A 14,588-nucleotide genomic window follows, 5' to 3' on the forward strand; every position below is an offset into this window, starting at 1 on the left:
TTACGGCTGAGGCTTAACGCGCAGGCTCTTACCGGCCTGCGCCGCCACCTCCAGCGCCTGACCGTCGCGCTGTTTACCCTGACGGGCCAGACCAACCAACTGCGGAATCAGGTCACCTTCAGTCAGGTGCTGCCAAAAGCGCCCCGGCATATGCTGGCGCATCACTGTCGGATTAAGGCGAGCCGGGTTGAAGATATGCCGGTAATAGGTGCGCCACAGTTCGGCACCGGGATCATCTGCATTTTTCGCCCACTCGCGCCATTCATTAGGGCACTGGCGACGGTAATCGAACTGGCCGTCGTAGCGGACGCCGTCGCGGTGCGTCGCAATCAGCCAGCGCTGCTTACCCAACCGCCCAGCAAAGTGCTCGCAGGCTTCCTGCAAAATATCGTGAGCTGGCTCGTAATAGGCGACCAGATCAAGCTGCAGCCGATCGGCCAGATCCGCAGGCAGTGGTGTAAAGCGCACATACGCATGCAAGTGATGGGCTTCGCGGCGCACCTGTTTGATTCGCCGGTGCAATTCGGAACCCAGGCTGTCACCCGGCAGCATGGCAGTCCTGTCACCATGCGCGACGCGCCAAAGCACCTCATACAACAAACTCCAGCGCTGCTCCCCGCGATAGCGGGCGGCGGTTTCCAGCAAGCTGATCAACTGTGCCGGAACCTGTGTGCGGTATGGCCCACGCCCCTTTGGTAGCGTACCGGGCACCGCCAAAAGGTCGTTGATCAAGCCTTGCGACCAGGTCACCTGAGACGGATCAATACCATGGCTGAGCAGGCTGCGGGCCTGATCACGCCACAACTCAAACGTGTCATCGCAATCCAGCTCGATCATCCCCACAACCCCATTTGCTCCGGCGCTTGCGGATCACGCAGCTGCGCCCGCAACAGATGGCTGGAAACTTCACCGGTAGGCGGCCTGTAATCACTGGTGACGATAAAGGGCCGGGCCTTGTCCAGCACACAGCGCAGGTGGATCAGGTCGTCATAGCGAATTCGCCGTTCACGACGCAGCTCCACCAGGCGTTTCACTGAGCGCAAACCGATACCAGGAATCCGCGCCATTACGGCCGGTTCCGCGCGATTCAGATCAACCGGAAACTGCTCACGATTGGCCAGCGCCCAGGCCAGTTTGGGATCGATGTCCAGTGCCAGATGGTTGTTCTCAGTCACCAGCTCGCCAGCTTTGTAACCATAACCACGCAACAGAAAATCAGCCTGATACAAGCGATGCTCGCGCAGTAACGGAGGAGCGGCCAAGGGCACTGTGTTAGGGCTATCCGGAATCGGGCTGAACGCCGAGTAATACACGCGGCGCAGGCCATAGCCGTTATACAGCGACTCCGCGTTACGCAAGATGGTGCGATCATCCGAACCGTCTGCACCAACAATCATCTGCGTGCTCTGCCCGGCCGGGGCAAAACGTGGTGCCTTAACCTCTCCGGCCACCGCCTGCTGCCCCTGATAGATCGTGCCCATGGCCTGACGAATACTGACCACCTTTTTCTCCGGTGCCAGCCGTTTCAGGCCCGACTCACTAGGCAGCTCGATATTCACACTAAGGCGATCCGCCAGCCTGCCCGCCTCTTCGATCAACAACGGATCAGCATCAGGAATCGTCTTTAGATGAATGTAGCCACGGAAGTTGTGCTCCTCACGTAGCAACCGCGCCACGCGGATGATCTGCTCCATGGTGTAGTCCGCCGAACGGATAATCCCTGAGCTCAGAAATAACCCGCTGATGCAGTTACGGCGGTAAAAATCCAGGGTCAGGCGCACCACCTCCTCCGGACTGAAGCGCGCGCGAGGGACATTACTGGAGCGGCGGTTGACACAATACTGGCAGTCGTAAAGGCAGAAGTTGGTCAGCAGCACTTTGAGCAAGGACACACAGCGTCCATCTGGAGTGAAGCTATGGCATATGCCCATGCCATTGGTCGCGCCCAAGCCATCTTTACCTTTGGAACTGCGCGACTGGCTGCCACTACTGGCACAGGAAGCATCGTATTTAGCGGCATCGGCAAGGATGCCAAGTTTGGCGATAAGTTGCATGAGGCACCAACACTACTGATTATCCATACAGTATTTGGAATTTTTCCCTCACTCAAGTACCAGATATCAGTGTGCGCCAACCGTAAGGCCAATTTGGATTTGATTTGCAGAGGAGAAATACAGATGCTAAACACCGTGATGCCATTTAGATGGCAAGCCAATCAGTCACTCCTACACTTACAAAATAAATAAATGGAGGACGCCAAATGGGACTGTCGCGATGCAGCGTATTTATCGCTGCGAGCTTTGTCGCATCCGTTCATGCTGCCGATCATGTCGAGCTCTATATTCCCGAGGCACCACCTCTGACCTTTCAGCAGTATCACAACGGTCACGGCATTGTGGGCGATATGGCGCTGAAGGCCATCATTGACGCTGGCTTAATCGCCACACTGGTAAAAATGCCCTGGGCCCGGGCTCAGCTGAACGTGTCAGCAGGTAAAGACCTGCTGATCACCCCGCTCTCACGCACACCTGAACGCGAAGACCAGTACACCTGGATTGCCCCCATCATGTCGCTGGAACGGGCCTTCTTCTCCCTCGGACCGCCAGTTAGCAGCTTTGAAGATGCGCGCAAACGCTACAACCGAATCGCAGTCGGTCTTGGCACCCCCCAGGAAACAACACTGTTACAAGCAGGTATTCCCCCGGACCAGATTGTCAGCATCAAGCTCGGAGAAATTCCCATCAATATGCTCAAGCTCGGACGAGTCGATGCTTGGTACACCGGAATTCCCGAAGCCCTTTTTCTATGGCCTGAAGACGGCCCCAGGCTGCAGCGCAGCCCAGTTCTGAATGCTTCGGATATTTACCTGGCCTGCTCCAAAGACTGCAATCCAAAACTGGTGCAGCGTTTGAAACAGGCCATCGAAGGGCTTCATAAGAAAGGAACGCTGGAGGATGTTAAACGCGTCTATCTTCCCGAGCCCTAAGCCTCAGATACCGATACGGCCGGGATCGTCAGCCTGCTGATCGTCTTCAATATCCTCCAGACGCAGCTCCAACCCCCATTCGGGTTTGGCCGGAGCAACCGGAGCATCTGGCGCTTCAGCGGTTGATGCCTCAGCACTGGCCGCAGCCGGACGATTATCCCGATGCAGCTTCAGTTGCAGGCGCACGTTGTTGGCCGAGTCAGCGTTTTTAACCGCCTCTTCTTCAGTGATTGCTCCTTCGTGCACCAGAGAAATCAAAGCCTGATCGAAGGTCTGCATGCCCAGGTTGCGAGACTTCTCCATGATTTCCTTGATCTCGGAGAGTTCGCTGCGCTTGATCAAATCGCGCACAGTCGGCGTGCCCAGCAGAACTTCAACCGCCGCACGGCGTTTACCATCCACAGTTTTGACCAGACGCTGAGAAATAAAGGCCTTGAGGTTGTTACCCAAGTCATTGAGCAGCTGCGGCCGGCGGTCTTCAGGGAAAAAGTTGATAATGCGGTCCAACGCTTGGTTGGCGTTGTTGGCATGCAGCGTAGAGATGGCTAAATGGCCGGTATCGGCAAACGCCAGGGCATGTTCCATAGTTTCGCGGTCGCGAATCTCGCCGATCAGAATCACATCTGGAGCCTGGCGCAGGGTATTTTTCAGCGCAGCATGGAAGCTACGGGTGTCCACGCCAACTTCACGTTGGTTGATAATGGACTTCTTATGCCGGTGTACGTACTCAACCGGATCCTCAATGGTGATGATGTGCCCGCCGCTGTTGCGGTTACGGTAGTCAATCAGCGCAGCCAGCGAGGTCGACTTACCCGAGCCAGTACCACCAACAAACAGCACAAGGCCACGTTTTTCCATTACCGTTTTCAGCAATACTTCTGGCAGCTTCAGATCCTCAAAACGAGGAATCTCCATTTTGATGTTCCGTGCGACAATGGAGACTTCGTTGCGCTGTTTGAAGATGTTGATACGGAATCGGCCAACGCTGGGAATGGAGATGGCCAGGTTCATCTCTAACTCTCGCTCAAATTCCTCTCGCTGGGCGCTGTCCATGACCGAATCGGCAATGGCCGCAACCTCACCCGACTTCAGCGGCTCTGCGCTAAGCGCTTTGAGCACCCCGTTGAACTTGGCGCAGGGAGGTGCTCCCGTGGATAGGTACAGATCAGACCCGTCCTGAGTGGACAGGATTTTGAGCATGGCGTTGAGATCCATAACAAAGCATCCGGCAGAGTGGATTTATTATTTTCGCTTGGTGCAGAAGCTAGCCCGCAGCAGTAACGTTGAAGTGGTTCACTGTGCGGAATAAAACATATCCGATAGTGGCACAATATTCCCATTTAAAACGAGGAGCCTGTCATGCCAAAGGCAATGGCCCGCCATATATTGGTCAAGACCGAAGCTGAAGCAGCCGCTCTAAAGAAGCGTATTGCCGCCGGTGAGGCATTCGATGCTCTGGCCCGTAAATTCTCGACCTGCCCCTCTGGCAAAAAAGGCGGTGACCTCGGTGAGGTCCGCCCCGGACAGATGGTGCGCGCTATTGATCAGGTCATCTTCAAGAAGCCACTGCGGGAGGTTCACGGCCCGGTCAAAAGCCAATTCGGCTACCATCTTGTCCAGGTTTTTTACCGCGACTGACACTACTGATTAAGCCATTCAGGAAACATAGGATGTCTACGAAAATCCGTGTCGTACTCTTGCACGGTGGACGCTCAAGCGAGCACGCCATCAGCTGTGTTACGGCCAAAGAAGTGCTTAAAGCCATTGATCGCGAGCGCTTCGATGTCATCCCGGTCGGCATCACCCAGACAGGCCACATGGTACTGGTGGCCGAAGAGGACATGAATTACGCGCTGATTGCCGGGGCACTGCCAGAGGTTGTCGATAACGGCAGCCGCTTTCACTGGCCGGAGTCTGCTCAGTCCCGCGAGATCAGCGTAACCACCGCCGATGGTCAGCTGCAGGCACTAGGCACGGTCGACCTGGCCTTCCCGTTACTACACGGCCCATTTGGTGAGGACGGTACGCTACAAGGCATGCTGCAACTGCTCTCGATACCTTTCGTGGGTAACGGGGTGCTCTCCTCTGCACTGTGCATGGACAAACATTTCACCAAAGCCGTGCTGGCAGCTGCCGGCCTACGTGTCGCTCCGGGGCGCACGCTCACCCGCGCTCAACTGCAACGCGACCCGACGCTGATCGCACGGTTAGACACTGACCTGAGCTACCCGCTGTACATCAAACCGGCCCGTTCCGGCTCCAGTATTGGGGTCAGCCGTGTGGCCGATGCATCGACACTGCCTGATGCGCTGGCCGAAGCATTCAAGTTCGATGATGTGGTGCTGATCGAGTCCGGTGTTAAAGGTCGTGAAGTTGAGATCGCCGTGCTGGGTGGCCGCTCCGGCGGCAGCCCGCGCACGTCCTCCGTAGTCGGCGAGATCATCTGCAGTGGCCGCGATTTTTACGATTTTGATGCAAAATACCTGGGTGCCGAAGGCGTCACGCTGGAGCTACCTGCCAAGGTCAGCAACAGCCAACTTGAATGCCTGCAAGAGACGGCAATCAGGGCCTTTGAAGCCACCGGTTGCGCAGGGCTGGCCAGGGTCGACTTCTTCCTCACGGAGGATGGCGCGATCGTCAACGAGGTTAACACCATGCCCGGTTTCACCCCGATTTCGATGTACCCGAAGCTCTGGGAAGCCAGCGGTCTGAGCTACACCGAACTAGTCACTGAGCTGATCGAGCTGGCGCTTGATCCGCTGTCCCGCGCCCGTTAAATCCATCAGCCCGGCTTAACCCAAAGCCGGGATACACCAGGAGGTGAAGGATGAATGCCGAGCAAGTACGCGAGTTCTGCCTGAGCCTTCCTGGTGCTCGAGAGGACATTAAATGGGGTGGCGCGCGGGTGTTCTCGATTGCAGGCAACAAAATGTTTGCCGTTCAACACATCAACGGCACTCCGACGCTCGGATTCAAGGTGGATCAGTCGCTGTTTCTCGGCTACTGCGATCGTCCTGGCATTCACCCTGCACCATACTTGGCTCGGGCCTACTGGATCAGCCTGACGGAACCCTATGCTGCTTCGGCCACAGAGCTGACGGAACTACTCAGCCGTTCTCATCAACTGGTAGTAGGCAAGTTGCCCAAACGGCAGCAGATTGGCCTGCTGCTGTAGAACGCTTACATACGTTAAGCGGCGCACCCAATCCTCGGAAAGCGAACCCACGCTGCTCGCCATACCGCTGCCTCCCCAGCTATGAGACAATAACCTTCATGTCTGGCTGGCTCCACACACCTAGTTAAGTAGCCGGACCTCAGGTTCAGCTACTGCCTTTCTACGCACGCTGGCTAACTCTTATATAACTGGGCCAAATACAGGGCCGACTGTTAAGTCGTCAGCCTTGCCCCAGCTTTACCTTGCTGCAAGCCCCCGAGGAATAAAGGCTTTGATCTCCACCGCTAACATCACCATGCAATTCGGGCCCAAGCCCCTGTTCGAAAACGTCTCCGTCAAGTTTGGTAACGGCAACCGTTACGGTCTGATCGGGGCAAACGGCTGTGGTAAGTCCACCTTTATGAAAATCCTCGGCGGCGACCTGGAACCGTCGGCTGGGCAAGTCATGCTTGAGCCGAATGTACGGTTAGGTAAGCTGCGTCAGGATCAATTTGCCTACGAAAACTTCAGCGTGATTGACACCGTGATCATGGGTCATGAAGAGCTGTGGAAGGTCAAAGCCGAGCGCGATCGCATCTATTCCCTGGCGGAAATGAGCGAAGAAGAGGGTATGGCGGTAGCCGAGCTGGAGACCGAGTTCGCTGAAATGGATGGCTACACCGCAGAGTCCCGCGCCGGCGAGTTACTGCTCGGCCTGGGTATTCCACTTGAGCAACACTTTGGCCCAATGAGCGAAGTAGCTCCGGGCTGGAAGCTGCGCGTCTTGCTGGCACAAGCGCTGTTCTCCGATCCAGACGTGCTGCTGCTCGACGAACCGACCAACCACCTGGACATCAACACCATCCGCTGGCTGGAAAACATCCTCACGGCGCGTAACAGCACCATGATCATCATTTCCCACGACCGTCACTTCCTAAACAGTGTGTGCACCCACATGGCTGACCTGGATTACGGCGAGCTGCGCCTGTTCCCCGGCAACTATGATGAGTACATGACCGCTGCAACTCAGGCCCGCGAGCGCCTGCTGTCAGACAACGCTAAGAAGAAGGCACAGATTGCCGAACTGCAAAGCTTCGTCAGCCGCTTCTCGGCCAACGCCTCTAAAGCCAAACAGGCGACTTCTCGCGCCAAGCAGATCGATAAAATCCAACTGGCTGAAGTCAAACCGTCGAGCCGTGTCAGCCCGTTCATCCGTTTCGAGCAGGCTAAAAAACTGCACCGTCAGGCTGTAACCGTTGAGCACCTTAGTAAAGGTTTTGAAGACAAAGTACTTTTCAAGGACTTTAGTTTCACCGTTGAGGCCGGCGAACGCGTTGCCATCATCGGTCCTAACGGTATCGGAAAAACCACCCTGTTACGCACTCTGGTAAACGACCTGCAACCGGACAGCGGCACCGTTAAATGGACCGACAGCGCTGAAGTGGGCTACTACGCACAAGATCACGCCCATGACTTTGAAGATGACTGCAACCTGTTTGACTGGATGGGCCAGTGGACTCAGGGCGGCGAGCAACTGGTACGCGGCACCCTTGGCCGTATGCTGTTCTCCAGCGACGACATTCAGAAGTCGGTCAAAGTTATCTCTGGCGGTGAGCAGGGCCGTATGCTGTTCGGTAAGCTGATCCTGCAGAAGCCCAACGTGCTGGTGATGGACGAACCGACCAACCACTTGGATATGGAATCCATCGAAGCCCTCAACCTGGCGTTGGAAAACTATCCGGGCACGCTGATCTTCGTCAGCCATGACCGCGAGTTTGTCGGCTCCCTCGCCACCCGCATCATCGAGCTGTCCGAGAACGGAGTCAGCGACTTCACCGGCACCTACGACGATTACCTGCGTAGCCAGGGCATCATTGTCTGATCAACACCTAATAAAAAACCGGCCTGAGGGCCGGTTTTTTATTAGCGCCAATTAATCCGTTGATTAACGGAACAGCGTGGAAATCTGCTGTTGAGCGGCGTTGATCGAAGCAGCCCGGGCGTCAGCGCCAAATGCCAGCCCCTCAGCACGCACCACTTGCACATCAGTAATACCGAAGAATGCCAACATCAGCTTTACGTACTCTTCATGGGCGTAGCCGCTAGGCTGTCCGGCATGCTGACCGCCTGCAGAGGTTGCGATAATCACTTTCTTACCGCCAGCCAATCCTTTGGGGCCATTTTCAGTGTAGGCAAAGGTTTTGCCTGCTACAGCCAGACGATCAAACCAAGCCTTCAGTTGAGAGGAAATACTGAAGTTGTACATCGGCGCACCAATCACGACAGCATCAGCCTCCAGAAACTCCTTCATGGTGGTTTCTGAAATCTCAGCTTCGTACTTCAACACCTCGTTGCGCTCCTCCGGTGCAGTGGCACCCGCAGCCAGGGTCAAGGCAGAAAAATGGCTGATTGGCTCTGCAGCCAGATCACGGTAGGTCACCTCGATCGCAGGCTGGGCAGCCACCCAAGCGTCGACCACCGCCCGGCTCAACTGACGTGAAGCAGAGTTATCACCAAGGATGCTGGAATCAATGTGCAAGAGTTTCATATAAGGCTCCGGGTTCGAATCAAGTGAAGAAATCAGGTTGAAGAAATCTTACTGCCTGACTTTCAGATGAATTAGCCGGTTAAACTGCAATACACTGTTCCACCAATAGAACAATGCCGCCATGAACGACCTTAATGACCTATTTTACTTTGCCAAAGTAGTCGAATGTGGCGGATTTGCCGCAGCTGAACGCGTGCTAGGCATTCCCAAATCACGCCTGTCCCGGCGCGTGGCAGAACTGGAGAAACGTCTCGACGTTCGCCTGCTCTCGCGAACAACCCGTATGCTTGCCCTCACTGAGGTGGGTAAACGCTATCTGCTGCATTGTCAGGCCATGTTGCTTGAAGCTGAGCGTGCTGAAGAGGCGGTCGCCAGCCTCACCACTGAGCCGGCTGGACGTTTACGCGTTAGTTCGCCTAGCGGCATCCCTCTCTCGGAGGTCATCAGCCGCTTTCTTGCCCAATACCCAAAGGTTCAGCTGGAACTGGTGCAAACCAACCGACGTATTGACCTGCTCAATGAAGGCATCGATGTCGCCCTGCGCATCCGCTCCAGTGATGATGAAGAGCCTGGTCTCATTTGCCGCCGCCTACAGCCCGCACTGGAATTTATCGTCGCTGCTCCGGCACTACTAAAAGGTGCCCAGTTAAAGACGCCACAGGATCTGCATAGCCTGCCTGCACTTGGATCACAGCGCACCGATAAGAAAATCCACCTGCTGTTTCAGAATGACTCCGGCGAGCAGTACGCCGGTGAGTTCGAAGCCCGTTTGGCCACCGAAGACTTCAACATCCGAAAGCAGGCAGCTCTGGATGCGCTGGGTTTCACCATGCTGCCCGCCGGCTGGTGCCTGAAGGAGCTGAACGATGGGCGCCTGGTCCACTTAGCGCCTGATTGGTTTTTGCCATCTGGTAATTTACAGGCCGTCTATACCCACCGACGCGGCATGCTGCCAGCGGTGCGTGCGTGGATCGATCACCTGATTGACTCATACGCCCAGGGTTACAACACCTTAGGCCCGTTTAACGAATCAACTTGAGCAGAATATCGCCCACCCACTTGCCATCGAATATGAGCCAGTCGATCCAGAACACTTGGTGAGCGCTGATGATTAGCCAAAACACTAACTGGAATGAAAGCTTGCGGGTCTTATGGCGGAATGCCTGCTGAGCAACCAACGCGCCAGGCCATCCACCGGCCAAGTCAACTGCATGCAAGGTGCTCTCATGCGTACGCCATTGCCCCTGGCGCGCCTGTTTTTTGTCATGCCAGTACAAACCAAAGCTGATGAGACTCATCAGTAGATAGGCTAACAACGCCCAAATAATGCCTTTGTCAGCAAACAGCTGATAAGCGCCCCATAGCGGCACGCAACAAAGGCTCAACAGTACCCAAAGTTTGACAGACAGATTGCGGATACCGCCCTGCTCTGATACCACTCGCGGTGTAACCCACTTAGCAGGCTCACGCTGCCCAGTTTTAGCCTTACGCCGTACCGACGGGCGATCAATGCTGAGCTGGTCAGCTAAACGCACATGCTCAGCACGTAAACGTCCGCGTTCGTCCTGTCCCAGCACGTAGATCACCTGATCCCCCTTCAGCAACCGACGATCCCCACGCAGCGCCGAGATATGCATAAAGACATCCGCAGCGGCGTCATCTGGCCGGATAAAGCCAAAACCCTTATCGTCATCCCAGCTACGTAGCACACCGCGACACTCCATCCTATCTCTCCCGGCTGCAAACAACCTTTCGCACAAATAAATACGGCAGGCGTAATGCCTGCCGTCGTCACAACTTAAGCGGATATCAGCCCTGCGCAGTGCTCCAGTCAATCCAGCTGAGCTGCCAGGTCGCCAGTATCAGCAAGCCAAAGCCGATCCGGTACCATGCAAACACTGCATAACTGTGGTTGGCAATGAATTTGAGCAAGGCACGCACAGCGATCATCGCAAAGATAAACGAGGTAACAAAGCCGACGGCAAACACCGGCAAGTCACTCATGACAAACAACTCGCGGTACTTCCAGCCGGAATAAACCGCAGCACCGACCATAGTCGGCATTGCAAGGAAAAATGAAAACTCGGTAGCAGCCTTACGTGACAGGCCAAAGAAAAGCCCACCGATGATCGTTGCACCTGAGCGAGAAGTTCCGGGGATCATCGCCAGACACTGAGCAAAACCGACTTTAAGCGCGTCTTTCCACGTCATATCGTCAACAGTTTCAGCATGTACATTATGACTACGGCGCTCCGCCCACAACATGATCACACCACCGACAACTAACGCAATCGCTACCGTGATTGGGTTAAACAGGTACTCATGAATCTGGTCAGCGAAAATCACGCCCAAAACCGCAGCCGGTAAGAAGGCCAGGATCAGATTGGCGGTAAAACGCTGAGCTGATGGCTGAGTTGGAAGACCTACGACCACATCTAGAATTTTCCGCCGATACTCCCAAACCACTGCCAGAATCGCCGCCAGCTGAATGATGATGTTGAACGCAATTGCCCGCTCACCGCCAAAGCCAATCAAATCCGCAACGATGATCTGATGCCCGGTGCTCGAAATGGGCAAAAACTCGGTAAGTCCCTCTACTACACCCAGAATAAAGGCCTGAAACGCGCCCCAATAATCCATCACACTCCCCAATACGCGCTCTGACCGGCGCGACCTCACACAGTTGAAAGTAAATCCTTAATGATCAGCCCGACAACTTCCACCGCAGTAAACATCACGGCAACCCGGGCGTGAAATCCTACCAGAGATCGTTTCAAGCGTCGGTATGAGATCACCTGAACACGGCATTAATCGAGCCATGCAGAGACTAAAGGGGCTTGAATAAAAGGAATAAGGGGAAGGATGACAAGGAGATTACGAGCCGTTGCAGCTCTTTAGGTTATGGAGGTGACCCCGCCAGCCACACCCCGGCACTCGATGTCACCGCTACGGCTGCTCCCTTCCGGGCCTGACCGGGTTCACGGCTGATCAATGCGAGGGGACCGGCAGGGCCACCATAACGCGACTCACTGTAAGTGAGCCGCGCCATTGTACCGGCTTGATCTGAACTTACAACCGTTTCAAGCACTTAGACGCAAAATAGCGCGGTCAGACCCTGAAGCGTGAAACCAGACCGGACAAGTCTCGCGATAGGTCAGACAAGTGTCTGCTAGCTTGCGCGCTGCGTTCTGATGTGTGCAACGCCTCATTGGACAGGTCCCGAATATCGCTGATGTTTCGCGCAATCTCCTCGGTCACACTGCTCTGCTCTTCACAAGCTGTCGCAATCTGTGCGGTCATATCATTAATGCGCTGAACCGAATCACCGGTTTCAGCCAGAGCAACATCAACCCCAGCAGCCTGTTCAACACTCTGCCGCGCTTTAGCGCTGCCAGCATGCGTGGCCTTCACTGCATCCTGCACGCCCGACTGCAGACGCTCAATCATCTGTTGAATGTCTTTTGTTGAGTCCTGCGTACGTGCAGCCAGTGCCCGCACCTCATCGGCTACCACAGCAAACCCGCGTCCCTGCTCACCTGCTCGCGCCGCTTCAATTGCCGCGTTCAGTGCAAGCAAGTTGGTCTGCTCAGCAATGCCCCGAATAACAGCAAGTACCGCATCAATACTCGCGGCCTCCTGCTCCAACGCCTGAATTTTGAGTGAAGCCTCTTCAACCTCTTGAGCCAATTGACGGATCGTGGAGATGGTTGCCCCCACCACTTGCGCACCATTACGTGACTGATCCTCTGCGTTGCGCGCTGCGTCTGCTGCCGATTGCGCATTACGCGCGACTTCATGTACAGCAGAGCTCATCTCAGTTGCCGCAGTGCTGACCTGATCCACTGCCGCGTGTTCACGACTGATCAGACGATCATTTTCGGCTGCCATATCCGCAAGTTGCTTAGCGGACACTTCGACTTCACCGGTCACCCGTCCGACCTCTTTGATCAGCGGCTGCAGTGTGTCGAGAAAACGGTTGAAGGCAAAACTGACACGCCCCAATTCATCATCGGAAGCGACATCAAGGCGTGTACGCAAATCACCGTCACCATCGGCAATCTGAGAAATACGCTCCAGTAAGCGGTTCAGCGGTCCCGTCACCAGTAGCGGCACACCGATCACCAGTAATAGGCAAATCCCAAGACCAATCAGAATCATCAGCCCCTGCTGCCAGGACACAGACTCTCCCAAAGCGATAGCACTGCGACCTTCTTGGTCGGCAGAAGAGTCCTCCATTTCCCCCAGCTGATCAATGATGTCCCGCGTTGCCTGAAATTGCTCTTCACTCTGGGTGAAACTCAGTTCACGTGCAGCGATTAGGTCTGTGGGTGCAAGTCGCAACACTTCAAGAGAAGTGGCTTTCCAGCGTTCAAAGCTGGCATCAAACGCCTCAACCAGCTTAAGCGCCTCATTGCCTGGCTGCATGGCTGCAAACTTGTGAATACGATCGTAAGCCTGCTGGAGATTCTCGGTATGCTCGGACTTCAGCACTGCGCCGCGCTCGCCACCGCCACCGCCACCTCTGACCAGCAACAAACTTCGCTCAGCGACAAAGGCCTGGTAAAGGTCACGGTCTGCGTTCAACAACACGCTAATACCGGGTAAGTAGCGGCTGGCCAGAACCGTACTGGAGCCTGCGACCTGATTGATGCCACGCATCGCTACAAGCCCCATAGCAACAAATAACACCGCTAACAGCATAATGGGCAATGCAATCTTCCATCTGAAACTCAGATCGGAGAACATCTTTATCATCACAACCCCCAGTTAATGGCCAAATGGCACTACGCTAATCGAGCATACACAAATTCCCCACATAATAGTTACGGCAGAAATCGCGATCTCTATAGCGTTAAATCAACAAAATGGTGATTAGCCGGGGACTCACCCCTTATAAAATTGCAGAATCACAGCCTTAATAAACTTCGATAAGGAATCCTCATGGCAATTACAAAAGATCAGTTGATTGGCGATATCGCAGAAGCCATCGACAGCCCCAAAACGACTGTTCGCGCAGCCTTGGAACAACTGAGCGAGATCGTTGCAGATGCACTTGAAAATGGAGATGAAATTACCCTTCCGGGCATTGGCAAACTGAAGGTCTCAGCGCGGCCCGAGCGTGCAGGCCGTAACCCTCAGACAGGCCAAGCTATTACCATCGCAGCGAAAAAAGTTATCAAATTTGTGCCGGCCAAGTCATTGAATGATGCTGTTAACTAATATTTAGCATCCACTACGAACTTGATGTTTTTTCTGAACAAAATAAAAAACCCGATCAGATACCTGATCGGGCTTTTGGTATAGGTGCTTGACGATGACCTACTCTCACATGGAGAAACTCCACACTACCATCGGCGATGCATCGTTTCACTACTGAGTTCGGGATGGGATCAGGTGGTTCCAATGCTCTATGGTCGTCAAGCAATTCGGTTGAAATGCTGCTTATAGCAACACTTCGATATCTATAACTGTAACTGCTTCTACTTAAAGTAAAACCCCTGATCAGCTGGCTGATCAGGGGTTTCGGTATAGGTGCTTGACGATGACCTACTCTCACATGGAGAAACTCCACACTACCATCGGCGATGCATCGTTTCACTACTGAGTTCGGGATGGGATCAGGTGGTTCCAATGCTCTATGGTCGTCAAGCGATTCAGCTGGGATATCGCGGTTAAGGCGTTATCCCGAATTGGGTATGTGATTGCTTTGTAGTTGCTGCAAATTTTCGGATTGTTGTCGACTTCAACGGTCTGACACCACAAATTGTTTGGGTGTTATATGGTCAAGCCTCACGGGCAATTAGTACTGGTTAGCTCAACGCCTCACAACGCTTACACACCCAGCCTATCAACGTCGTAGTCTTCGACGGCCCTTTAGGGAGCTCAAGGCTCCAGTGAGA

Annotated in this window: 14 protein-coding genes, 3 rRNA genes and 1 other RNA gene; 7 read left to right on the forward strand and 11 right to left on the reverse strand. The window is 54.6% G+C overall.

The features are described from left to right. Window positions 1-843 (reverse strand): TIGR03915 family putative DNA repair protein, encoded by an 843-nt coding sequence (locus AO726_RS18685; RefSeq protein WP_058069616.1) that lies wholly within the window; start codon window positions 841-843, stop codon window positions 1-3. After that, a complete protein-coding gene (locus AO726_RS18690) occupies window positions 834-2,054 on the reverse strand; it encodes a putative DNA modification/repair radical SAM protein (RefSeq protein ID WP_058069617.1) in 1,221 nt (406 codons plus the stop codon). The genes AO726_RS18685 and AO726_RS18690 overlap by 10 nt, the downstream gene beginning before the upstream one ends. 206 nt (window positions 2,055-2,260) lie before the next feature. On the opposite strand from AO726_RS18690, the gene AO726_RS18695 reads away from it, so the two are divergent. Continuing rightward, window positions 2,261-2,986 carry a substrate-binding periplasmic protein gene (locus tag AO726_RS18695; RefSeq protein ID WP_058069618.1) on the forward strand — a complete coding sequence of 242 codons (726 nt, stop codon included), beginning with the start codon at window positions 2,261-2,263 and terminating at the stop codon, window positions 2,984-2,986. A gap of 3 nt (window positions 2,987-2,989) precedes the next feature. On the opposite strand, the gene AO726_RS18700 is transcribed toward AO726_RS18695, so the two are convergent. Beyond that, window positions 2,990-4,201, reverse strand: coding sequence for a PilT/PilU family type 4a pilus ATPase (locus tag AO726_RS18700; RefSeq protein ID WP_177330569.1), 1,212 nt, complete (start codon window positions 4,199-4,201; stop codon window positions 2,990-2,992). A gap of 144 nt (window positions 4,202-4,345) precedes the next feature. On the opposite strand from AO726_RS18700, the gene AO726_RS18705 reads away from it, so the two are divergent. The 4 genes from AO726_RS18705 to AO726_RS18720 all read left to right on the forward strand — a co-directional run bounded on the left by AO726_RS18705 (window position 4,346) and on the right by AO726_RS18720 (window position 8,022). After that, window positions 4,346-4,624, forward strand: coding sequence for a peptidylprolyl isomerase (locus AO726_RS18705; RefSeq protein ID WP_058069619.1), 279 nt, complete (start codon window positions 4,346-4,348; stop codon window positions 4,622-4,624). Window positions 4,625-4,656: 32 nt separating this feature from the next. Then, window positions 4,657-5,763 (forward strand): D-alanine--D-alanine ligase family protein, encoded by a 1,107-nt coding sequence (locus AO726_RS18710; protein ID WP_058069620.1) that lies wholly within the window; start codon window positions 4,657-4,659, stop codon window positions 5,761-5,763. Window positions 5,764-5,813: 50 nt separating this feature from the next. Continuing rightward, a complete protein-coding gene (locus AO726_RS18715) occupies window positions 5,814-6,161 on the forward strand; it encodes an MmcQ/YjbR family DNA-binding protein (RefSeq protein ID WP_058069621.1) in 348 nt (115 codons plus the stop codon). A gap of 271 nt (window positions 6,162-6,432) precedes the next feature. After that, window positions 6,433-8,022: an ABC-F family ATPase gene (locus AO726_RS18720; RefSeq protein WP_058069622.1), complete on the forward strand. Its 1,590-nt coding sequence runs from the start codon at window positions 6,433-6,435 to the stop codon at window positions 8,020-8,022. Window positions 8,023-8,085: 63 nt separating this feature from the next. Here AO726_RS18720 and AO726_RS18725 read toward each other — a convergent pair whose 3' ends face one another. Next, entirely contained in the window at window positions 8,086-8,688 is a 603-nt protein-coding gene (locus AO726_RS18725) for an FMN-dependent NADH-azoreductase (protein ID WP_058069623.1), read from the reverse strand. Window positions 8,689-8,809: 121 nt separating this feature from the next. On the opposite strand from AO726_RS18725, the gene AO726_RS18730 reads away from it, so the two are divergent. Next, a complete protein-coding gene (locus tag AO726_RS18730) occupies window positions 8,810-9,727 on the forward strand; it encodes a LysR substrate-binding domain-containing protein (RefSeq protein WP_058069624.1) in 918 nt (305 codons plus the stop codon). Here AO726_RS18730 and AO726_RS18735 read toward each other — a convergent pair. From AO726_RS18735 to AO726_RS18745, 4 genes are all read right to left on the reverse strand, one after another. After that, window positions 9,711-10,412 carry a cold shock and DUF1294 domain-containing protein gene (locus tag AO726_RS18735; RefSeq protein ID WP_058069625.1) on the reverse strand — a complete coding sequence of 234 codons (702 nt, stop codon included), beginning with the start codon at window positions 10,410-10,412 and terminating at the stop codon, window positions 9,711-9,713. The two genes, AO726_RS18730 and AO726_RS18735, sit on opposite strands and share 17 nt — an antisense overlap. Before the next feature lie 85 nt (window positions 10,413-10,497). Continuing rightward, window positions 10,498-11,328 carry an undecaprenyl-diphosphate phosphatase gene (locus AO726_RS18740; protein ID WP_058069626.1) on the reverse strand — a complete coding sequence of 277 codons (831 nt, stop codon included), beginning with the start codon at window positions 11,326-11,328 and terminating at the stop codon, window positions 10,498-10,500. A gap of 271 nt (window positions 11,329-11,599) precedes the next feature. Then, window positions 11,600-11,696: signal recognition particle sRNA small type (gene ffs / locus AO726_RS21060), an RNA gene on the reverse strand. A 100-nt stretch (window positions 11,697-11,796) separates the two neighbouring features. After that, entirely contained in the window at window positions 11,797-13,443 is a 1,647-nt protein-coding gene (locus AO726_RS18745; protein WP_058069627.1) for a methyl-accepting chemotaxis protein, read from the reverse strand. A gap of 186 nt (window positions 13,444-13,629) precedes the next feature. Here AO726_RS18745 and AO726_RS18750 point away from each other — a divergent pair, with 186 nt between their 5' ends. After that, window positions 13,630-13,908 (forward strand): HU family DNA-binding protein, encoded by a 279-nt coding sequence (locus AO726_RS18750; protein WP_058069628.1) that lies wholly within the window; start codon window positions 13,630-13,632, stop codon window positions 13,906-13,908. A gap of 86 nt (window positions 13,909-13,994) precedes the next feature. On the opposite strand, the gene rrf (AO726_RS18755) is transcribed toward AO726_RS18750, so the two are convergent. The 3 genes from rrf (AO726_RS18755) to AO726_RS18765 form a co-directional block, all read right to left on the reverse strand. Continuing rightward, window positions 13,995-14,110: ribosomal RNA gene (gene rrf, locus AO726_RS18755) — 5S ribosomal RNA — on the reverse strand. A 112-nt stretch (window positions 14,111-14,222) separates the two neighbouring features. Further along, window positions 14,223-14,338, reverse strand: a 5S ribosomal RNA gene (gene rrf, locus AO726_RS18760). Between the two features lie 129 nt (window positions 14,339-14,467). Then, a 23S ribosomal RNA gene (locus AO726_RS18765) occupies window positions 14,468-14,588 on the reverse strand; the annotation flags it as partial.

This window comes from Pseudomonas sp. TTU2014-080ASC, from assembly GCF_001446935.1.
Taxonomy (GTDB): domain Bacteria; phylum Pseudomonadota; class Gammaproteobacteria; order Pseudomonadales; family Pseudomonadaceae; genus Aquipseudomonas.